The sequence below is a fragment of the Bradyrhizobium sp. USDA3010 genome (assembly GCF_056429065.1).
In genome coordinates this window covers 94,065-113,789 of record NZ_JBWJZD010000006.1, presented here as the reverse complement: position 1 = coordinate 113,789, position 19,725 = coordinate 94,065, and the positions used below count along the sequence as shown (strand labels likewise).

General features: G+C 64.6%; 19 protein-coding genes and 1 tRNA gene. 10 read left to right on the top strand and 10 right to left on the bottom strand.

Translation table 11 applies throughout. The features are described 5' to 3' along the window. Positions 1-4 precede the first annotated feature (4 nt). Together AC066Y_RS12170 and AC066Y_RS12165 are read right to left on the bottom strand one after the other, a co-directional pair. Positions 5-1,093, bottom strand: coding sequence for an FAD-dependent oxidoreductase (locus tag AC066Y_RS12170; RefSeq protein WP_478274066.1), 1,089 nt, complete (start codon positions 1,091-1,093; stop codon positions 5-7). A 197-nt stretch (positions 1,094-1,290) separates the two neighbouring features. After that, positions 1,291-2,835: an aspartate ammonia-lyase gene (locus AC066Y_RS12165; RefSeq protein ID WP_478274065.1), complete on the bottom strand. Its 1,545-nt coding sequence runs from the start codon at positions 2,833-2,835 to the stop codon at positions 1,291-1,293. Positions 2,836-3,157: 322 nt separating this feature from the next. On the opposite strand from AC066Y_RS12165, the gene AC066Y_RS12160 reads away from it, so the two are divergent. Further along, on the top strand, positions 3,158-3,871 hold the full coding sequence (locus AC066Y_RS12160) for a hypothetical protein (protein ID WP_478274064.1): 714 nt from the start codon (positions 3,158-3,160) through the stop codon (positions 3,869-3,871). A 229-nt stretch (positions 3,872-4,100) separates the two neighbouring features. Here the strand turns inward: AC066Y_RS12160 and AC066Y_RS12155 are convergent, their stop codons facing one another. The 3 genes from AC066Y_RS12155 to AC066Y_RS12145 all read right to left on the bottom strand — a co-directional run bounded on the left by AC066Y_RS12155 (position 4,101) and on the right by AC066Y_RS12145 (position 6,855). Then, positions 4,101-4,874 carry a tetratricopeptide repeat protein gene (locus AC066Y_RS12155; protein ID WP_478274236.1) on the bottom strand — a complete coding sequence of 258 codons (774 nt, stop codon included), beginning with the start codon at positions 4,872-4,874 and terminating at the stop codon, positions 4,101-4,103. Positions 4,875-5,154: 280 nt separating this feature from the next. Further along, positions 5,155-5,231, bottom strand: a tRNA-Arg gene (locus tag AC066Y_RS12150). Positions 5,232-5,349: 118 nt separating this feature from the next. Continuing rightward, positions 5,350-6,855 (bottom strand): flavin-containing monooxygenase, encoded by a 1,506-nt coding sequence (locus tag AC066Y_RS12145; RefSeq protein WP_478274063.1) that lies wholly within the window; start codon positions 6,853-6,855, stop codon positions 5,350-5,352. An 85-nt stretch (positions 6,856-6,940) separates the two neighbouring features. Here AC066Y_RS12145 and AC066Y_RS12140 point away from each other — a divergent pair, with 85 nt between their 5' ends. The 3 genes from AC066Y_RS12140 (at position 6,941) to AC066Y_RS12130 (ending at position 9,768) form a co-directional block, all read left to right on the top strand. Further along, entirely contained in the window at positions 6,941-7,591 is a 651-nt protein-coding gene (locus AC066Y_RS12140; protein WP_478274062.1) for a TetR/AcrR family transcriptional regulator, read from the top strand. A 192-nt stretch (positions 7,592-7,783) separates the two neighbouring features. Next, on the top strand, positions 7,784-8,884 hold the full coding sequence (locus tag AC066Y_RS12135) for a helix-turn-helix transcriptional regulator (protein ID WP_478274061.1): 1,101 nt from the start codon (positions 7,784-7,786) through the stop codon (positions 8,882-8,884). A gap of 215 nt (positions 8,885-9,099) precedes the next feature. Next, positions 9,100-9,768, top strand: a complete 669-nt coding sequence (locus AC066Y_RS12130) for a hypothetical protein (RefSeq protein WP_478274235.1) — start codon at positions 9,100-9,102, stop codon at positions 9,766-9,768. On the opposite strand, the gene AC066Y_RS12125 is transcribed toward AC066Y_RS12130, so the two are convergent. The 3 genes from AC066Y_RS12125 to AC066Y_RS12115 are packed head-to-tail and all read right to left on the bottom strand — an operon-like array spanning position 9,758 to position 11,467. After that, positions 9,758-10,180, bottom strand: coding sequence for a CAP domain-containing protein (locus AC066Y_RS12125; protein ID WP_478274060.1), 423 nt, complete (start codon positions 10,178-10,180; stop codon positions 9,758-9,760). The two genes, AC066Y_RS12130 and AC066Y_RS12125, sit on opposite strands and share 11 nt — an antisense overlap. A 22-nt stretch (positions 10,181-10,202) precedes the next feature. Continuing rightward, entirely contained in the window at positions 10,203-10,403 is a 201-nt protein-coding gene (locus tag AC066Y_RS12120; protein ID WP_478274059.1) for a hypothetical protein, read from the bottom strand. Positions 10,404-10,459: 56 nt separating this feature from the next. After that, the gene (locus AC066Y_RS12115; RefSeq protein WP_478274058.1) at positions 10,460-11,467 is read right to left on the bottom strand and encodes a 2-dehydropantoate 2-reductase; all 1,008 of its coding nucleotides are present in this window, start codon (positions 11,465-11,467) and stop codon (positions 10,460-10,462) included. Between the two features lie 176 nt (positions 11,468-11,643). Between AC066Y_RS12115 and AC066Y_RS12110 the strand changes: the two genes are divergently transcribed. Then, positions 11,644-12,252, top strand: coding sequence for a YidB family protein (locus AC066Y_RS12110; protein WP_420968224.1), 609 nt, complete (start codon positions 11,644-11,646; stop codon positions 12,250-12,252). 36 nt (positions 12,253-12,288) lie between these two features. Continuing rightward, positions 12,289-12,567 carry a GlsB/YeaQ/YmgE family stress response membrane protein gene (locus AC066Y_RS12105; protein ID WP_092119939.1) on the top strand — a complete coding sequence of 93 codons (279 nt, stop codon included), beginning with the start codon at positions 12,289-12,291 and terminating at the stop codon, positions 12,565-12,567. 196 nt (positions 12,568-12,763) lie between these two features. Here AC066Y_RS12105 and AC066Y_RS12100 read toward each other — a convergent pair whose 3' ends face one another. Together AC066Y_RS12100 and AC066Y_RS12095 are read right to left on the bottom strand one after the other, a co-directional pair. Beyond that, positions 12,764-13,546, bottom strand: a complete 783-nt coding sequence (locus AC066Y_RS12100; RefSeq protein ID WP_478274057.1) for an SDR family NAD(P)-dependent oxidoreductase — start codon at positions 13,544-13,546, stop codon at positions 12,764-12,766. A 93-nt stretch (positions 13,547-13,639) separates the two neighbouring features. Then, positions 13,640-14,401 carry an N-acyl homoserine lactonase family protein gene (locus AC066Y_RS12095; protein ID WP_478274056.1) on the bottom strand — a complete coding sequence of 254 codons (762 nt, stop codon included), beginning with the start codon at positions 14,399-14,401 and terminating at the stop codon, positions 13,640-13,642. 193 nt (positions 14,402-14,594) lie between these two features. Here AC066Y_RS12095 and AC066Y_RS12090 point away from each other — a divergent pair, with 193 nt between their 5' ends. From AC066Y_RS12090 to AC066Y_RS12075, 4 genes are read left to right on the top strand one after another with little or no spacing between them, the layout of a single operon-like run. After that, on the top strand, positions 14,595-16,223 hold the full coding sequence (locus tag AC066Y_RS12090) for an AMP-binding protein (RefSeq protein ID WP_478274055.1): 1,629 nt from the start codon (positions 14,595-14,597) through the stop codon (positions 16,221-16,223). 15 nt (positions 16,224-16,238) lie between these two features. After that, positions 16,239-17,456, top strand: coding sequence for an ABC transporter substrate-binding protein (locus tag AC066Y_RS12085; RefSeq protein ID WP_478274054.1), 1,218 nt, complete (start codon positions 16,239-16,241; stop codon positions 17,454-17,456). A gap of 58 nt (positions 17,457-17,514) precedes the next feature. After that, complete coding sequence (locus AC066Y_RS12080) at positions 17,515-18,648, top strand: NADH:flavin oxidoreductase/NADH oxidase (RefSeq protein WP_478274053.1); 1,134 nt, start codon at positions 17,515-17,517, stop codon at positions 18,646-18,648. A gap of 2 nt (positions 18,649-18,650) precedes the next feature. Then, a complete protein-coding gene (locus tag AC066Y_RS12075) occupies positions 18,651-19,502 on the top strand; it encodes an IclR family transcriptional regulator (protein WP_478274052.1) in 852 nt (283 codons plus the stop codon). Positions 19,503-19,725: the final 223 nt, after the last annotated feature.

Genomic DNA, 19,725 nt, shown 5'->3' with positions numbered 1-19,725 from the left:
ACCCTCAGACCTCGGGAATTGCCGGGTTGACGATCGGCGCGTGGACGGGGTTGTGGATATGGATGTCGGGCAGCGGCCTCGCCGGTGCCTTGCCGAACAGCGAGGCGATGTGATCGACGAGGCCCTGGCATACCGCCTTGTCCGGGGTCTCGTTGTTGACGCCGGGCTCGAAGGTGCCGCCGATCACGACGTGGTCGCTGCGCGGGAACAGGTAGCCGTTCTGGCCGTAGAGATATTGCAGCGCCGGCTGCGGCCGCAGCAGCGCAAGCTGTCCCTTGATCGGCATCATCTTGGTGTCGCTCCACAGCGTCATCGATCCGAGCCCGGTGCAGTTGACGATGATCGGCTGCGGCACGCTGGCCAGGATATCCGAACGGTTGACGAACCGCTTCGACACGAAGCTGACGCCGCGCTGGTCGAGGTCAGCCTTCAGCCTGGCGAGCAGGACCGGCGGCTCAATCAGCAGGGTCTGGTAGACGAAGCCGGGCTTGGTGTGGCGCGCGAACGGCAAGCGCTGCAGCGGCTGCCGCGGCGGGATCAGGCCGGGCGCGAGTTGCAGCACGATGTCGAGATTGTGCGCGCGCGTCGCGGTGTAGTTCGGCCGCTCGAACACGCCGAACCCCTGCCCGATCCGATCCTTGAACGCACGATAGGCGCTCTTGATGATGTCGGTGAGCTCGCGCTCTTTGCCGGCGAATTCCACCACCGAGACGGCCCACTGGCCGCCGGCCTTGGCGGAGGTGGTCTCGAGCGGCACGCGATCGGAATAGACCCTGACCTTGAGCCCGAGATCGAGCAGCAATGTCGCGGCGGTCAGACCCATCACGCCGGCGCCGAGCACGGCGGCTTCGGTGACCCCACGGCTTGCGGCCAGATGATCCCTGACGATGTCGCGGACCTTCGCGGCGCAGCCAAAACTCAGCGTGATGCCGGCGCCGCCATGGCCGTAATTGTGCACGATGAAGCTCTGCGAGATGGTTTCGGCATCGAGCCGGTACGATCCGTTGCGATAGGGCCGCACGCCGGCAATGCAGGCGCCGGGCTGATCGGGATCGAAGGCAAAATCTGGCGTCGGCAGGTTCGGCGCGGCCATGGCAAACCTCGCAATCCCTGTGCCGCGAGCGCGGTACATCAATTATCTAAAGTTGCTTCATCGTATCATACATCTCCGATGGACGTGTGATCGGCTTCACAAAGGCGCCATCACGGACGCGTCGGCATGCGGCCGGCAGGTCCGTCCTGCAAAGGTCAAAATGGATGTTCGTCGGGCGGGATCCGTAACGCCTGCGCTCAACTGTCCTTCAACTTGGGCACGGGCTGACGGCGCGCCGGGCGGGTCATGGCTTCGAGCTCGAGCAGCTGGTTGAGTTGATCATCGGTCAGGAGCTTTTCTTCCAGCACGATGTCGGCGACCGAGCGGTTCTCCTTCAGCGCGCGGCGCGCCACGCGCGATGAGGCCTCATAGCCGAGCGCCGGCGCCAGCGCCGTGATCAGGCCGATCGAGCCCTGCACCAGGCTGCGGCAACGCTCGCGATCGGCCTCGATGCCGTCGACGCAGCGCTTGGTCAGCGCATCGATCGCCGCCGTCAGCATGCGCAGCGAGCTCAACACGCAATAGCCGATGGTCGGCTCGAACGCGTTGAGCTGGAGCTGGCCGCCCTCGGCGCACATCGTCACCGTGAGATCGTGCCCGATCACGAGGAAGGCGACCTGGTTGACCACCTCCGGAATCACCGGGTTGACCTTGCCGGGCATGATCGACGAGCCGGCCTGCACCGCGGGCAGCCTGATCTCGCCGATGCCGGTCCGCGGCCCCGACGACAGCAGGCGGAGGTCGTTGCAGATCTTCGACACCTTCACCGCGACGCGTTTCAGCACGCCGGAGAACAGCACGAAAGCGCCGAGGTCGGAGGTTGCCTCGATCAGATTTGAAGCCAGCACCATGGGCTGGCCCGACAGCCGCGACAGCTCCTCGACCGCAAGCGCCGCATAGCGCGGATCCGCATTGATGCCGGTCCCGATCGCGGTGGCGCCGAGATTGACCTCGCGGAACAGGCTCGAAATCTCGTTCAATCGGGCGACGTCCTCCTTCACGGTGGCGTGGAAGGCGTCGAACTCCTGGCCGAGTGTCATCGGCACCGCATCCTGAAGCTGGGTGCGGCCCATCTTGAGGACATCGGCGAACTCCACCGCCTTGCCCTTGAAGGCATAGGCAAGGTCATCGAGCGCGCGCACCAGCGGCTGGGTGGCAAAGATCACCGCGAGCCGCAGCGCGGTCGGATAGGCGTCGTTGGTCGACTGCGCCATGTTGACGTCGTCGTTCGGATGCAGCGTGTGATAGTCGCCGGGCTGCTTGCCCATCAGCTTTAGGGCGACGTTGGCGATCACCTCGTTGGCGTTCATGTTGGTCGAGGTCCCGGCGCCGCCCTGAATCGCATCGACGACGAAGGACTCGGCATAGACCTTGTCGGTCGCGATCTGGGTGCAGGCCTTGTCGATCGCATCGGCCTTTTCCGGCGCGAGATAACCCAGGCGCTTGTTGGCGCGGGCGGCCGCTTGCTTCACCAGCGCCAGCGCGCGGACGAATTCCGGGAAATGGCCGACCGGCACGCCGGTGATCGGAAAGTTCACCACTGCGCGCTTGGTGTGGATACCCCACAGCGCATTCGCCGGCACATCGTCCTCGCCGAGCAGATCGTGCTCGGTGCGGGACTGCGCCTGCTCGATCGGCACGGTGCGGACGGTCGCGATCGCGAGCTCGCTGACGCCGCCGCTGTCGCCGGAGGGTGGCGCGGCGCCTGCAGTGTTGGCGGTCTCAACCTTCGATTCGGCCATCAGTCCCTCCGTTACCCTGCTGCAAATCTCGTCGTCAGCGACACCAGCCATGATGCGCCCGACAGACATCGAAAGCCAATGCCTATCGGCAAAGTCTTGCACACCGGCGAGCGGAAAGACGCGTCAAAACGGGATCGGCATGCGCGCCGCACCGGGAATTGAGGGCTTACCTTATCCGTCACGATAACAACAACTTATAGCTCTAGACCGCGGCTCGCCCTGCTTGAGATGCGGCTGCTTTCTCCGCCCCGTCATCGCGTGCTAGATCAGCATCGACTGGCGCAAGGGCGCTGCCGACACTGAACGAACCAAGGGCCAAACCGTGTCCAACAACAACGAAGCCTTAGCCATCAAATTCCGCTGCCCGGCGGAGCTCGAGGGCAAGATTCCGCCACCGGTGCCCGCGTCATTGGGCCTTCCCGGATGGCTCAAGGCGATGCCGACGCAGGCCTTCAATGCGATGAGCAATCGTGAGGAGGATACCGTCAAGCGCTGCCCGCCATTCGTCGATGCGATGACATCGGGTTTCCTGATGCCGCTGGTCTGCGATCTCAAGATCGAGAATGGCGAGATGACATGGGACAACGACCTTCCGTCCGGAGGCGTGCTCGAATTCCCGCGCTCGCCGGTCGGATTCCACGACGAAAGCCAGGTGATCGGCTCGCCGCTGTTCGAACAGGACCGCTTCCTCATCAAGTTCATCAATCTGTGGACCATCGAGGCGCCGGCGGGCTACTCGCTGTTCTTCACGCATCCGGTCAATCGGTTCGACCTGCCGTTCACCACACTGACCGGCATGGTCGATTGCGATCAGTTTCACGACAGCTGGATTCATTTCCCGGCGCGCTGGCACGACATCAATTTCAGCGGCACCTTGCCCAAGGGCACGCCGGTTGCGCAATGCTTCCCGGTGAAGCGCGAAAACTGGGTCGCGCAGACCGCGGCGATGACGCCGGATGAAACGTCGCGTGCACAGGAACTGTCCAACAGGATGGCCCGCGAGCCCGGACTCTATCGCCGCCAGTTTCGGACGTAGAGCGAGCGGGCGTGGCCGCGTTCGGGGCGGCTGCTCCATTCGTCGTCCCTGCGCAAGCAGGGACCCACACGCCGCAGCGGATGTGATGAAGGGGCTCGTCGTTCCGGCAGCGCTTAGCAATCACCATTCGTGGTTGGGTCCCTGCTTTCGCAGGGACGACACCGAGTGTGTTGCGCCGTTTGTGAATCATACACCCACAGTCTCGCGACATGATTTGCCCGAGCCTTGTCTAGCTCAGAAATTTCGCAACCGCGCTCGGACGGAGGAAGAAGCGGCCATGCGATGCCATGGCTAGCGCGGACGCCGTGCGGCCGAGCATTTGCGGACGGCCGCGCAACGCCAGGCGCAGATTGGCTTCGCCGGCAGCGCGGTCGCCCATTTCCAGAAGACAGGCGGAAAAGCTGGTACGCGTCAGGGGATCGTCGGGGCGCTGCGCCAGCACCTGGCGGTAGAGATCCGCCGCAGCCGCGTATTCGCCGTCGAGCAGCAGCACGCGCGCGAGCGCGGCCAGAATATCGGGATGTCCCGGCGCCACGGTGCGCAGCTTCTCCAGAATCTCGCGCGCGCGGCCGCGCTCATTGCGATGGGGCAGCAGCTGCGCGAGCAAGAGCAGCAACTCGACGCTGCCGGGCGCGAAAGCAAGCGCGCTCTCAATGACGGCAACCGCCTCGTCGATGCGGCCGGCCGCGCCCAATTGCCCCGCCAGCCCCTGGAATGCAGGCAGGAACGGCGGCCGCCGAGCGGCGGTTCGCCGCAACAGATCGATCGCCTCGTTGCGCCGACCGGCTCCGGCGAGCGCCGCGCCGAGCAGGGTCTCGACGCCGGCATCCTCGACGCGGCGCGTGGCGCGCTCGAGCGGCGCGATCGCCTCCTCATTCCGGTTCTGGGCCATCAGCGCCCGTGCCAGGATTGAAGCCGCGCCGACATCGGTCCGGTTTGCCTTCAATACCTCCGCCGCCAGCCGCTCGGCTTCGACGACCTGCCCCATCTGCAACGCGACCATGGCGCGTTGCAGAGCCGGGGGTGGGCTGGGCCCGCGATGGGAAGAAGGTGGAGGTTTCGGCATGCGGCCCGTCATGAGATGGTTTTCCCAGCCGTTATCACTGCCGCCGACGGACCTCCAGCGAAAGTCGCCGCCGGGCGGCACACGCTTGCGACATTGCAGTGCTGCCCCGACCGCAACTCCGCCGGCCATGGTCCGCAATCTCGGAATCAGCCATCGATTGACGCAAGGAAGCTCCGAACAGATAGGATGCCGATCTGCGGAGCGGGCCAGGCGAAAATGGCGATCCCGGGAAGACTCGAACTTCCGACCTACGGTTTAGGAAACCGTCGCTCTATCCGGCTGAGCTACGGGACCGCACCGCCCGCTAGCCGAAGCATGCGGGCGCCGCCATCCCATAGCAGAGGTGCCGAATGATCGCCAGCCCGCGCCGCATCGGGCGAACGCGAGATTGCGCGCGCCTTACGTGTCGTCGTTACGCCACCTGCCGGGCCGGATTCGCGGCAGCATTCGCCGCGCTGGCCCGGCGCGCCGGCAAGAACTCGATCGCCTCATCCTTCAGCGAGCCGAAACGCAGCGTCATGATATCGAGGGCATAGTTCTGGTAGAGCCGCCACGGCCGGCGCGAGCCCTGTTTGGGGAACCTGGCGGCGGTGCGCTGGATGTAGCCCGAGGAGAAATCCACCCAGGGCAGTTCGGTCACGGTCGGATCGTTCCGCCGCGGCGTCACTTGTGCGTAGCCATGCGCCTTCATGTGGTTGAGCATGCGGCAGACATATTCGCAGGTCAGGTCGCATTTCAGCGTCCAGGACGCGTTGGTGTAGCCGAACGCCGCGGCAAGGTTCGGCACGCCCGAATACATCAGCCCCTTGTAGTTCATGGTCTTCGACAGATCGACCGGCGCGCCGTCGACCTTGATCTCGAGCCCGCCGAGCACCTGCAAATCGAGGCCGGTCGCGGTTACCACGACGTCAGCGTCGAGCACATTTCCGCTCTTGAGCTTGATGCCGCCGGGCGTGAAGGTCTCGATCTGGTCGGTGACGACGGACGAGCCGCCGCTGCGCAGCGATTGAAACAGATCGCCGTTCGGCACCAGGCAGAGCCGCTGGTCCCACGGATTGTAGCTCGGCGTGAAATGGGTGGCGACGTCGTAATCGGGGCCGAGCGCGTGTCGCACGCCGCCGAGGATCAGCTTCTTCACGCGCTCCGGATCGCGCTTGCAGAGCCGGTAGAAATACATGCCGAACAGCACGTTCTTCCAGCGCGTGAGGCCGTAAGCGAGTTTTGCCGGCAGTCGCGCCCGCAGCCAGTTGGCGACCTTGTCCTCGTCGGGCCGCGCCACGACATAGGTCGGCGAACGCTGCAGCATCGTGACATGAGCTGCGGTCTTGGCCATTTCCGGCACCAGCGTCACCGCGGTCGCGCCGCTGCCGATCACCACCACGTTCTTGCCGGCATAGTCGATGTCATCGGTCCACTTCTGCGGATGGACGACGCGGCCGGCGAAATCGGCGATGCCGGGGAAGTCAGGCGTGTAGCCGTGCTCATACTTGTAGTAGCCGCTGCACATGAACAGGAAGTTGCAGGTGAGACGCTCGATCGTCTGCTCCGGCCCGCGCTCGACTTCGACCGTCCATTGTGTATCGGCCGATGACCAGTCGGCGCGCACGACGCGGTGGTGGAAGCGGATGTTCTTGTCGATGCCGTACATGCGCGCGGTCTCGCGCACATAATTCAGGATCGACGGGCCGTCGGCGATCGCCTTCGGCTCGGTCCAGGGCCGGGACGAATAGCCGAGCGTGTACATGTCGGAGTCGGAGCGGATGCCGGGATAGCGGAACAGGTCCCAGGTCCCGCCGATGCAATCGCGGCCTTCGAGAATGGCGTAGCTGCGGTCCGGACAGTTGGTCTGCAGATGATAGCCGGCACCGATGCCCGACAGCCCGGCACCCACGATCAACACGTCGAAATGAGCAGACATGCCCTGACCCTCCCGCGGCATAATTGACAATCTATGTTGTCAGATAACTTGACATCTGACAATGGCTCGTGTCAATACACTTTTCATGGCAAGCAGCCGGAAAGCCCGCCTCTATGGCGGTATGGACGCCGAGGAACGCCGCGCCGAGCGGCGGCTGAAGCTGATCAATGCTGCGATCGAGGTCTATGGCGAGGTCGGCTATCGCGGCGCCACCGTGAAGGCGATCTGCGAGGCGGCCGAGCTCACCGAACGTTATTTCTACGAATCCTTTTCCAACAGCGAAGCCCTGCTGATCGCCGCCTACAACCATGTCGTCGGCCACCTCCACGAGGAGATGACGGCTGCCGCGGCGGCCGCCGGCGGCGATGCCGAGATGAGGCTGCGCGCCGCGCTGACGCTGTATTTCACCCGTTTGAAGGAGCACCCGAAGCCCGCGCGGGTCTTCCTGCTGGAGATTTCAGGCATCAGTCCGGCGGTCGACGCCGTCAAGCTCGACGCGCTGCGCGTCTTCAGCGATATCCTGGTGCCGCCGACGCCTGATCCCCAACACGGCGACAAGGCCGCCGCTGCCACGCTGCTCTCGATCGGCATGGTCGGCGCGGTCATCTCGATCGCGCTGCGCTGGGTCTCGAAGCAATATCCGCAAGCCGTCGAGGACGTCGTCGCGATCGCCGCCAGCTTCTGCCGCGTGGCGCTGACCGAGGCCGATCGCCGCCGGGATCTGCATTTGCTGTAACGGCGGGCTCGCGCCACTTGCCGATTTTCGATCAAGTTTCGTCAGGGTTTGCTGGATCGACCTTGGGTGACGCTGATTTAACTTGCATATTTGGCGGTCCGGGCTTTCTTATGCACGGTACCGGTCGCAAACAGGCCCGACCTGTTTCGTCCTGCGAAACAACAAACATCTGCATCAGGCGGAGCTGAGCCTTTGGTCGACGTGCACAGGCTGGACGACGTGACCGCGCGCCTTGGCGACGTGGTTCTCGATCCCGCGACCTGGCCGTCCTTCATGGACGAGGTGTGCGCGGCCGTCGGCGCGACCGGGGCTGCGATGCTTCAGAGCGATATCCGCACCGAAGACATTCCGCGCACGCAATCGATCACCGACTATTTCACCAAGACCTACTTTCCGCAGAATCTTCACCTCACCGACATTCGCGCGGCGCGTGGCGTGCCGCTGATGCTCGCCGGCACCAACGTCATCACCGACGCCGACCTGTTCGGCGGCGAAACCGAGATGCTGCGCGACCCCCTCTACACGTCGCTCGGCGAGTTCGGGCTGAAATGGTTTGCCGCTATCGGCTTCCGCTCCGGTCCTGCGTTGTGGGGATTGACGATCCAGCGCTCGCCGAAGGAAGGCATGTTCGACGCCGACGAGGTCAAGGCACTCTCGCGCGTGTCGGCGCGGCTCACCGAAGCCGCGACACTCTCTGCCGTCGTCGGCCGCTCCGCAATTTCGGGCATCACCAGCGCGCTCGACCTGATTCAGGTCGCGGCGATCGCCGTCGGCCGCTTCGGAGCCGTCATCGGCATGAACGGCCAGGCGGAAGCCTGCCTCGGCCATGAGCTTGCGATCCGCAACAACCGCCTCACCCTGCTCGACCGGCAGGCCAATGCCGATCTGACCAGGCTGATCGATCTGCTGGCCCACAGCTCGGACCTGCACCCGCTCCCGACATCGCCGATTGTGGTGCGCAGGATCGACAAGCGGCCAATCGTGATCCAGATGCAGCCGGTGCCTCCCGCCGCACGCTCACCGTTCCTGGGCGCGCGCGCGATCCTGCTGATCCGCGATCTCGAGGGCAACGCCGCCGCATTCGATCAAGCGCTGCTGGCGGCGGCGTTCGAGCTGACGCCGGCGCAGGCGCGCCTCGCCACGCGACTTGCACGCGGCGATTCGATCGAAGCGGCCGCACAGGAAGCCGGCATTGCCCTTGCCACCGCGCGCAATCAGCTCAAGACGATTTTCCAGAAGACCGGCACGCATCGGCAGGCGGAACTCGTCGCATTGCTGCATAGAGTGAAATGAACTATTCGAGGTGAATTGTTCCAATTACCGCCGCGCCGTTGCGGAAAGAATTCTTGATAGATTGCAATTGCGTACAGCGATTACTCGATCAGGCCAAAGGGCTGATCTGCGACTTAAATGATCAGGGAAATCGTCCGGTTCCAGGTGACAAGCGTCACTAAAATGGCGACAATCTGCTCACTCTGTTTCGTTCGGATTTGGTTGCAATGTCCGTGATGCCGTCACGATCATCGACGTTGGCTGTTGCCGCTTTTGTCGCCGCGTTCGCGCTGGCGCCGTTGAGCGCGCACGCGCAATGGTGGCGCAGCGCGCCGAAGGATTTTGAGGATTGCGCCGACCTCGCCGAGAAGGCGAAGACCAGGGAAGACAAGACCGCGCAACTCGCCGACTGCAATGCCAAGTTTGCCGGACGCCGCAAGCCCGGCGGCGGCTACACCTATTACGACTTCATGCAGGACCGCAGCTTCGACATCGCCGGCCCCAATCCGACGCCGGACGAGCAGCGGAAGATCGACCAGGAATACACCGGCTATCTCGAGAAGGAGCGCCGCTCCAGCATTGTCGCGGCGTTCAATGCCAAGCAGCTTGAGCGTCAGGAAAAGCAACAGGTGCGGCCGCCGCAGCTTCAGCAGGCGTCGCTGCACAACGAGCCAGTGCACAGCGAGCCGGCGAAGGTCCCGGCCCCGGTCGCACGGCCGGTCAAGCCGCGGGCTGCTGCTGCTCCTCTTCCCAGGGTACGGCCGCAGGCGGCGAGCTGCGTGAAGGGTACGTTCTCCTGCGAATGGCCGCGGCTTTCCGAAGGATTGGACGGCCTGAAGAAACTGTTCACGCCGGCATCGCCGCCGCCGACCAAGGTTGCGAAGCGAACCGACGTCAGTCGGTAATCACCATCGCCCAGAACCGGCGGTACGGCGACTTCGGATTGTCGACGAAGGCCACGCCCACGCGCTTTGCGCCTGGCATCAAGAGATTCTCGCGATGCCCCGCCGAGCTCTCCCACTGCTTCAGCATCTCGGCGAAGGCGATGAAGCCGGCGCCGATATTTTCCGCGGCGCGCTGCTTCTTCAGCGGCGCGATGCGGGTGAAGAAGCTACCGCCCGCGGAGTGGCTGACCGATCCGGTCGCCGACATCGCCTGCGCCTGCTTCAGCGCCATCGCATTCAGCTTCGCATCGAGCTTCACCGCGGGCATATGATTGGCGCGCCGGTAGGCACTGATCGAACCGGCATAGTCGGCGGCGTCGGCAGCCGTCGTGATGCCGAGTACGACGGCGAGCGCGAGGAACAGCAGCTTCATCTGAGGTCTTCTCTGCAATGGATCAGTGCGCGCGACCGCGCTTGTGGTGTCGATGCGTGACCGGTTTGCGCGCAGGCTCGGCCGATCGGCTCGACGCCGCCGCGCGCTGCTCCTGCAAACGCGCATCATAGCCCGGCGAAGGTGTCACGGTCGGCGGCGCCGCGCGCACCGGGCCGGTGCCAAGCGCAACAAGCGTGAGCAGCATGATGCAGGATCGTTTCATGATGTCACCTCCTCGGTTATCCGAATGCTATGCCAGACGATCGTCGGCGCTCACGGTCAGCGGCCATCGCGAATCTGCTCCGGCGTCAGCCCCGGCGAGCCCTTGCCGTCGGCCTCCGCCTTGCGGATCAATGCGATGACGCGGCGCGACAGCGGAGCCGCGAGGCCGCGGCGATCCGCGATCGCGGTAATCACGCCCTGCAGATAGTCGATCTCGGTGCGCCGGCCACGCTGCAGATCCTCCCACATCGAGGAGCGCGCTTCGGGATCGATCTTCATGGTGCGGCCGAGCAGCATGTCGAACAGCGCGTCCGGCAGCCGCAACAATGCGGGCATCCAGCTCGAAGGCAGCGGCGTCGGCGACACCGGCACAATCCCTTCGGCGCGAATCGCGGCCAAACCCTCGCCCATCTGGTCGGCGAACAATCGTCGCCAGCCGCGCTGCGCGAGCTGCTGCCGCAGCGGAATGTTGGACAGCGCGTTGAGCGCGTTGTTGAGATTGACGATCAGCTTGCCCCACTGCACGCCGTCGATGTTGTTGGTGCCCTTCATCGCAAGACCCGGCACCGAGAGCCGCGCGGCGGTGCCGGCATCGTCCTGCGCGATCACGATGTCGCCCGAGGTCGAGCGATGGAAGCGGCCGTCGCCGAGCGCGACCACGTTGAACGGCACCATGCCGCCGAGCACCTTGCGGGCCGGCAGGCGGTCGCGCAGCAGCGGCACATTGCCGACGCCATTCTGCAGGCTGATCACCGCGGCATCGGCGGCTGCGTGGCGCGAGATCAATTCGGCAATCTCGGCGGTATCGGCGCTCTTCACCGTCACCAGCACCGTCTCGACGTCGCGCAGGATCGACGGATCGTCGGACAGAATGAGCCGGTCCGCGGATACCGCCCGCTCCGAGCCGTCGAAACTGCTGACCCGCAAGCCGTTGCCTGCGATCTCCTGGATCAACCGCGGCCGCGCCAGCAGCGCGACGCGGCGGCCGGACGCAGCCAGCATGCCGCCGACGAAGCAACCGATGCTTCCGGCACCCGCGATGCCGATCGGCCGGTCCGCGTTCATCTGGCTAAATGTCCGTTCATCAGGGCTCGATAGCAGACCTCGATAGCAGAGCTCGATAGCAGACCTGGGGTTGCCTGCCTATTTCCGCGCGCCGCCGCCCGGGTGGCCCGCCTTGTAACCGTCATGGCCCGAAGCTATGTTTCCCGCTCGGGGCACGGTTGCGGCAGGAGACGATCATGGGTTTACTCGACGTACTCAACGGCATGCAGAACGGGCCCCGCGGTCCGAGCGCGCCAAGCACACCATCCGACAGCTCCAGCGGCGGCGGCAGCGGAATGTCGCCGATGACCATGGCCATCCTGGCGTTGCTCGCCTGGAAGGCGGTCAAGCATTTCTCCGGCGGCCAGCCGGGCGCGACCGCCCCTCAGCCGACTCCGGCGCAAGCGCCGTCACTCCCCGGCAATGTCACCGCGAGCCTGCCCGGCGGCGCCGGTGGCGGCGGGCTCGGTGATCTGCTCAAGGGAGGCCTTGGCGGCCTGCTCGCCGGCGGCGCAGCCGGCACCGTGCTCAGCGGCGGCCTCGGCGACCTGCTCAGCCAATTGCAGCAGAAGGGCCATGGCGATACGGCCAATTCCTGGGTCAGCAACGGTCCCAACAAGCAGATCGCGCCCGGCGATCTCGCCAACGCGCTCGGCGCCGACCAGATCGACTCGCTGGCGTCGCAGAGCGGCATGTCGCGCGACCAATTGCTGCAGGGCCTGAGCCAGTATCTGCCCGACGCGATCAATCATCTGACGCCGGACGGCCGGCTGCCGAGCGGCGACGAGCTGAACGGCCGGCTTTAGCGCCAGCGTTGATTCCATCTGAGGAGGACGACAGTCATGGGCGGCATCATCTGGGTCATCATCGTCGGCTTTGTCGCGGGGATCATCGCGCGGCTTCTGTCGCCGGGGCCGAATAATCCAAGCGGCTTCATTCTCACCACCGTGCTCGGCATCGTCGGCGCGTTTCTCGCGACCTTCATCGGCCAGGCCATCGGCCACTACGGTCCTGAACAGGGTGCCGGCTTCATCACCGCCACGATCGGCGCGCTGGTGGTGCTGTTCATCTGGAACCGGCTGGTCGCGGCGCGCGTGATCCCGGATTTGGGAAACAAGTAAAGCCAGCCGCGCTACTGGTTCAAAATCAAAATGCCCGGGCCTGGCCCGGGCATTTTCGTTTCTGCAATCACTCCGAAGACGTGGATGACTAGAGCATTTTCGGTTCTGATTGAATCAGAACCGAAGCTCTAGATTCTTGTTTTGACGCGTTTTCTTCACGCGAACCGGTGTCCACTTCGCTCGAAAACGCTCCAGCTCACTGAATGAGATGCATGCCGGCGTCCATGCGGACGAATTCGCCGGTCATGTTGCTCGACGCCGGGCTTGCCAGGAAGCAGACGAGGTTGGCGATATCCTCGGCCGTTGACGCGACCTTCAGCGGCACGCGCGCGACCACGGTATCACGCACCTGCTTGGCGCCCGCCTCACCACGACCCTTGGTGAACCAGGGCGTATCGATATAGCCCGGACACACCGTGTTGACGCGGATCAAGGGCGCCAGCGCGCGCGCCAGCGACTGCGTCATGGTGTTGAGCGCGCCCTTGCTCGCGGCATAGGCCACCGACGAACCGCCGCCGGAAATGCCGGCGATCGAGGAGACGTTCACCACCGCCGAGGGACGGCCGGATGCCTTTGCGCCGGCTTCGAGCAGCGCGCGCGCAGCACGAACCATCTGGAACGGACCGATGGTGTTGACGGCATAGATGCGCTGGAAATCCTCCGCCGTCAGGCCGTCGAGATCGTGATGCGGCACGTGCTTGGTGGTGCCGGCATTGTTGACAAGCACGTCGAGGCGGCCCCAGCCCTGCGCGGCGGCTGCGATCTTCTTGCAATCCTCATCGCGCGAGACGTCGCCCTGCACCACCAGCACTTCGGCGCCCTGCTTGCGGCAGGCTTCCGCGGTCGCCTCGGCTTCCGCCTTGCTGTTGGAATAGTTGATGATGAGGCGCGCGCCCTGCGTGGCGAGGATTTGCGCGGTGGCGGCGCCGAGGCCCGATGCCGATCCCGTCACGATCGCGCACAAACCATCCTTGGACATCTGCATTTTCCTTGTTGTTGTGAGCCAGATGAACTCCGGCGGCGGCATACCATATCGCGCGGGATGCCATCTGCAAACTTCAGGTACAGGCGCTCACATATACGCGTTCGGGCCCTTTTGCAGGCTGGCCCATTGCGCATCGTCATGGCCGCAGATGATCTTGACCCCGGATGCCTCGAGCCTCGCGATCTCGTCGAGCGAGTTCAGGAATTGGTCGACGTCAAGGCTGTTCCTCGGTGAGGTCCGCTGATCGAGATTGGCGCGCACGCTGAGCGCGTCGGACGCGAGCAAATATTCGCCGCTCTGATTCAGCTTGACCAGCGCGCCGGTCGTTCCCTTCGAATGTCCCGGCAGCGGGACCAGCGTCAGCTTGCCATCGCCGAACACATCCGTCTGCCGGTCGAAGATCTCCATCTTCAGCGGATGATCCCAATCCGCCTTGATGTATCCGCGATCTTGCGCGTTATCCGCGTTCGCGGCCTCGACCTCGAGCGCGTGAACGAAGATCGTCGCCTTCTTGAAGAAGGCGTTGCAGCCGCAATGATCGGTGTGCAGGTGGGAGCAGATCACGACGTCGATATCGTCGGGGCCAAGGCCAACCGCCTTCAGGCTCGTCAGCACATGATCGTCGGCCGGCATGATCGGCTGCATATATTTGGCGAGCGTGCCGAGCCGTCCTTCAGGATCGGTCGCGACATCGGGATGGCATCCGGTGTCGAACAGCACATTGCCCTGCGTGTGCCGCAACAGCACGCAGGCGACCGGCAGATCGATCATCTCGCCGCGCGCGGCATCAGGCAGATAGGTCCGCCTGGACATCCGCAAACGCCCGCCCGACAGCATATGCATCTTCATCTCGTTACCTCCAAATTTGGCCTCAAACTACATATGAGTTTTTTAGAAACTCATAATCAATTTGACAGCACATTACCCACCCTTATAGCTTCCGCGCAACGCCGCGATCGCGGCAAGGCGCTCAACGAAGCAGCTCTCCTGGACCGGCATCGTTGACATCGACCTGCGGCCGCCAGAGGGAAGCTTCGCCACGATGTACACCGTGTTCAGCGTGTTCGCTGCAACTGCAGATGCGGCAGCGTTCAAACCCTTCCTCTGCATTCCCGCGCGTCCCGACCGCGGCTATTTTCCCGATGGCGTCGAACTGTCCTATGGCGACATTGCGCGGCAGGTCTGCGCATTGCGCGAACACTACCGCGCAGCCGGCCTCGGCCATGGACACCGCGCCTGCCTGCTGCTGGAGAACCGGCCCGATTTCATCGTGCATTGGCTGGCGCTCAACGGCCTCGGGGTCTCGATCGTTCCGATCAACCCGGCCTATCGCGCGGCGGAAATCGCGTATCTCTTTGCGCATGCCGAGCCCGACCTGATCGTCACGCTGCACGACCAGAAGGAGTTGCAGAAGGCGCTGACTGGCACTGTGCCCGTGCTCGAGGTGTCCGGCGACGATCTCAGCATGAGCGTTGGGAAAATCCCGCAGGCGCAGCGGCCGCCACCGCGCGCCGGCGAGCCGGGAAACGAGACCGAGGCAGCGCTGCTCTACACGTCGGGCACGACGGCGCGTCCGAAGGGCTGCATCCTGACCAACGAGTACGTGGTCTCGACCGGCCGCTGGTACGTCAGCCACGGCGGCGAGGCGACCTATCATGCCGGAGCGGAGCGCCTCTACAGCCCGCTGCCGCTGTTCCACATGGCCGGCCTGACGCTAACCCCGATCGCGATGATGCTGACCGGCGGCTGCCTGATCCTGCCGGAGCGCTTCCACGCGAAATTGGCCTGGCGCGACATCGTCTCCTGCCGCGCAACGGTGCTGCACTATCTCGGCGTGATCGTCGCGGCCCTGCTCGCCCAGCCGGAGACGCCGGACGAGCAGGCCCATGCGCTCCGCTTCTCGATGGGCGTCGGCGCCAATCCCGAGCAGCGCGCGCGGGCCCGCGAGCGCTTCGGCATCCCGTTCGTCGAGGGCTGGGGCATGACGGAGACCGGACGCAGTCCGTTCAACACGGTCGAGCCGCGCCATCTCGAGACCAACACCATCGGCCGCAGCGTGCCCGGCCTCGAAATGACGATCCTCGATGCCGACGACAACGCTGTGCCGCCGGGCACGGTCGGCGAACTCTGCGTGCGTCATTCCGAAGCGACGCCGCGGCGCGGCTTCTTCTCGGGCTATCTGAAAGACCCCGAGGCCACCGAGCAGGCCTGGCGCGGTGGCTGGTTTCATACCGGCGACAGCGCCTGGCAACACGAGGACGGCGCGTTCGTGTTCGTCGACCGGTTGAAGCATCTGGTGCGGCGCGCCGGCGAAAACATTTCGGCGGCGGAGATCGAGGCCGTTCTGACCACATCCGACCTGGTCAAACAGGCGGCGGTCGTTGCCGCACACGATCCGATCCGCGACGAGGAGGTTGCGGCCTTCATCGTCATCAACGACGGCGCCGACGCGTCACGCGAACTTGCGCAGGAGATCTTCCGATACTGCCGCGAGCGCCTCGCGCCCTTCAAGCTACCGGCATGGATCGCCTTCGTCGGCGAGCTGCCGCTGACCTCGACCAACAAGATCCAGAAGCACACGCTGCTCGGCCCGGACAAGGACCCGCAGGCGCATCCTGACATGATCGACCTGCGGCAAGAAAAGACCAACGCCATAAGGCAATCGAACTAGAGGAAACCAGGGACAATGACATCGAGTTACGGATGGCTCGCCGCGAGCACTGCATTGCTGACGGCCACCTTCGCAGCCGCACCATCGCACGCGCAGATCTCCGACGACATGGTGAAGATCGGCGTGCTAACCGATCAGGCCGGCCTCTATGCCGACGCTGCCGGCCCCGGTGCGGTCGAAGCGGTCCGGATGGCGATCGCGGATTTCGGCGGCAAGGTGTTGGGCAAGCCGATCGCGATGGTCGATGCCGACCATCAGAACAAGGCAGACATCGGCGCCGGCATCGCGCGGCGCTGGTACGAGCAGGAGAATGTCGACGTCATCGTCGATTTCGCCAACTCGGCTGTGGCCTTCGCCGTGCTCGAACTCACCAAGCAGAAGAACAAGGCGATGCTGGTGTCGTCGGCCGGCTCCTCCGATCTGACCGGAAAGGGCTGCTCGGCCAATTCGGTGCAGTGGACCTACAACACCTATGCGCTTGCCAACAGCACGGTTCGGGCGCTGGCCAAGGAAGGCGCCAAGAGCTGGTATTTCGTCACGGTCGACTACGCCTTCGGCCACGCGTTGCGTAACGACGCGGCCAAGACCGTGGAGAAGGTCGGCGGCAGCATCGTCGGCGATGTGCGGCACCCGCTCAACAGCATGGATTTCTCGTCGTATCTGTTGCAAGCCCAGAGCTCGAAAGCGGATGTGATCGCCTTCGCCAATACCGGCGGCGACCTCGCCAACTCGATCCGGCAGGCGCAGGAATTCGGGCTGGCGCAGAACCAGAAGCTGGCGGCCTTCCTGATGCAGACCAGCGACATCCATGCGATCGGTCTGCAGGCCGCCCAGGGGCTGCAACTCGCGACCGCGTTCTATTGGGATCTCGACGACAAGACCCGCGACTTCGCCGCGCGTTTCATGGCCAGGACCAACAAGCGGCCGACCATGGTGCAGGCCGGCCTCTACTCCGCTGTCATGAACTATCTCAAGGCGGTGCAGAAGTCCGGTACCGACGACGGTCCCAAGGTGATCGCGCAGATGAAAGACATGCCGATCGACGACTTCTTTGCCCGCAATGCCTTCCTGCGCGCGGACGGCCAGCTGATCCACGACATGTATCTCGTGCAGGTGAAATCGCCGGCGGAATCCAAGGGCGCCTGGGATTACGAGAAACTGGTTCAGGTCATCCCCGGCAAGGAAGCGTTTGCGACGCCCGAGGAGAGCGCATGCCCGCTGCTGAAGAAGTGATGCTCTCACGAATTCGCAAGACCACAGGCAAGAAACCACAAGCAAGGCTGGACATCGCATGACCGAACTGCCGCTGCTCTTTACCCCGCTGCAACTCCGCGACCTCGAACTGAAGAACCGGATCATGGTCTCGCCGATGGCGACCTATTCGGCGCAGGACGGGCGCGCCACCGATTGGCACACCGCGCATATCGGCAAGCTCGCCGCCGGCGGCGCCGGTCTCGTGTTCGTCGAGCAGAGCTCGGTGAACGTCCAGGGACGCATCACCCATGGATGCCTCGGCATCTGGGACGATACGCACATCGCGGACCACGCCGCCCTCGCCGCGCTGATCCACAGCTTCAACGCCAAGGCCGCAATCCAGATCGCACATGGCGGCCGGAAGGGCTCGGCGCAGCGGCCGTGGGAAGGCGGCAATCCGCTCGGCGAGGCCGACATCAGGGCCCGCGGTGAAGGCCCGTGGCAGATCGCGGCCTCGAGCGGCATTCCCTTCGACGACGGCTGGCCGGCACCGCAGATGCTGACTTCAGAGCAGATCGATGCCTTGGTCGACGATTACCACCAGGCGTTTCGCCGCGCCAGGGCCGCCGGTTACGACGTCATCGAGCTGCACTGCGCGCACGGCTACCTGATGCACTCGTTCCTGTCGCCGCTCGCCAACAACCGCAACGACGAGTACGGCGGGTCGCGCGAAAATCGCATGCGTCTGCCGCTGCGGATCGCTGCGATCATGCGCGAGGAATGGCCCGACCACCTGCCGGCCTTCGTCCGCATCTCGTCGGTCGACGGCGTCGACATCGGCTGGTCGATCGAGGACTCGATCGCATTTGCCACCGAGCTGAAGGCGATCGGGATCGACATGGTGGACTGCTCATCGGGCGGCATGAAGCTGCCGCGCGGCAATTCGCTGGTGTCACGCACCCCGGGCTTCCAGGTGCCGTTCGCCGAGCGCATCCAGAAGGAAGCGGGCATGCCGACGGTCGCGGTCGGGCTGATCCGCGAGCCGGACTACGCAGAAGCCATCTTGCGGGACGGCAAGGCGACGCTTATTGCACTCGGCCGCGAACTGCTGTGGAATCCGAACTGGCCCGCGCAGACGGCACTCGCGCTCGGATGCGATCCCGAGTGGACGAGCTGGCCCGAGCAATATGGCTGGTGGCTGAAGCGGCGGGTGGCACAGCAGGGACGATAGCGATGCCGGTGGCGAAGAAAGATGCAGCGAAAGCCGGCCCGGTCGCCGGCCCGCGGTCTTTCGACGGCCCCGATTTCCCCGGCGATACCTCGCGCGACCTGCCGAAGATGGACAATGCGGTCAAGTCGGCGCGGCGCGTGTTCGACGTGCTCGAATTCTTCGAGGAGCACCAGCGCGCCGCTTCCGCCATCGAGGTCGCAGCCGCGCTCAAATTCCCGCAGTCCAGCACCTCGGCGCTGATGCGGACGATGACCGCGTTCGGCTATCTGCATTACGACACCAGCCGCCGCACCTATATCCCGACGCCGCGGATCTCGATGCTGGGGCACTGGCTGAGCCCGGCGCTGTTCACGCGGGGGCGCCTGATCAATTTGATGAACGAACTCTCCGAGAAAACCGGGGAGACCATCATGCTCGCAGTGCGCAACGGGCTCAGCGCGCAATATGTCCATATCGTTCAGGCCACACTGCCGATGCGGCTCTATGTCAAGGCCGGAACGCTGCGGCCGCTGGCGCGATCCGCATCGGGTTACGCGCTGCTGTCGGCCTATCCGGACAAGGAGGTCCGCCGCCTGGTGCGCCTGATCAACGCCAACGAGCCGCGACCCGATCGGCAGATCGACATCAAGGCGTTGCTGCTAGAGCTGAAGAAGGTCCGCGCCAAGGGGCATGCCTTCTCGCTCGGCCTGGTCACGCCGGGCGCGGGCGCCGTTGCCATGAACCTGCCGCCATCAGCGGAATCGAACGAGCCGCTGGTGCTGTGCGTGGCCGGACTGAACGACGCGCTGGTCACACAGGAGACCGAGTTCGCCGACCTGATGCGGAAGGCGATCGAGTTTCATCTGGCGGACTGAACTTATGTCGCCGGTCAATTTGCTTCCGCGCGTGGCATACAAACCAAGGCGGTCGAAAGTTCACTATGCGGAATTCATGCATCGGGGCCGGCTTCATGCCATCCGCGCAAGTGGCCCTGCGGGCAACGCTTGTCACGGCTATGGCTTTTCCGCATCATTGAGCGCAAGACAACACCGCAAGCAGGGCCAGCCGAACGGCGAGCCCCAAGCCAATCAACACGAG

Coding starts and splice junctions, on each gene's coding strand:
- AC066Y_RS12170 (WP_478274066.1), bottom strand. CDS start 1,093: ATGGCCGCGCCGAACCTGCCGACGCCAGATTTTGCCTTCGATCCCGAT.
- AC066Y_RS12165 (WP_478274065.1), bottom strand. CDS start 2,835: ATGGCCGAATCGAAGGTTGAGACCGCCAACACTGCAGGCGCCGCGCCA.
- AC066Y_RS12155 (WP_478274236.1), bottom strand. CDS start 4,874: ATGGTCGCGTTGCAGATGGGGCAGGTCGTCGAAGCCGAGCGGCTGGCG.
- AC066Y_RS12145 (WP_478274063.1), bottom strand. CDS start 6,855: ATGTCTGCTCATTTCGACGTGTTGATCGTGGGTGCCGGGCTGTCGGGC.
- AC066Y_RS12140 (WP_478274062.1), top strand. CDS start 6,941: ATGGCAAGCAGCCGGAAAGCCCGCCTCTATGGCGGTATGGACGCCGAG.
- AC066Y_RS12130 (WP_478274235.1), top strand. CDS start 9,100: ATGCCGTCACGATCATCGACGTTGGCTGTTGCCGCTTTTGTCGCCGCG.
- AC066Y_RS12125 (WP_478274060.1), bottom strand. CDS start 10,180: ATGAAGCTGCTGTTCCTCGCGCTCGCCGTCGTACTCGGCATCACGACG.
- AC066Y_RS12120 (WP_478274059.1), bottom strand. CDS start 10,403: ATGAAACGATCCTGCATCATGCTGCTCACGCTTGTTGCGCTTGGCACC.
- AC066Y_RS12115 (WP_478274058.1), bottom strand. CDS start 11,467: ATGAACGCGGACCGGCCGATCGGCATCGCGGGTGCCGGAAGCATCGGT.
- AC066Y_RS12110 (WP_420968224.1), top strand. CDS start 11,644: ATGGGTTTACTCGACGTACTCAACGGCATGCAGAACGGGCCCCGCGGT.
- AC066Y_RS12105 (WP_092119939.1), top strand. CDS start 12,289: ATGGGCGGCATCATCTGGGTCATCATCGTCGGCTTTGTCGCGGGGATC.
- AC066Y_RS12100 (WP_478274057.1), bottom strand. CDS start 13,546: ATGTCCAAGGATGGTTTGTGCGCGATCGTGACGGGATCGGCATCGGGC.
- AC066Y_RS12095 (WP_478274056.1), bottom strand. CDS start 14,401: ATGAAGATGCATATGCTGTCGGGCGGGCGTTTGCGGATGTCCAGGCGG.
- AC066Y_RS12090 (WP_478274055.1), top strand. CDS start 14,595: ATGTACACCGTGTTCAGCGTGTTCGCTGCAACTGCAGATGCGGCAGCG.
- AC066Y_RS12085 (WP_478274054.1), top strand. CDS start 16,239: ATGACATCGAGTTACGGATGGCTCGCCGCGAGCACTGCATTGCTGACG.
- AC066Y_RS12080 (WP_478274053.1), top strand. CDS start 17,515: ATGACCGAACTGCCGCTGCTCTTTACCCCGCTGCAACTCCGCGACCTC.
- AC066Y_RS12075 (WP_478274052.1), top strand. CDS start 18,651: ATGCCGGTGGCGAAGAAAGATGCAGCGAAAGCCGGCCCGGTCGCCGGC.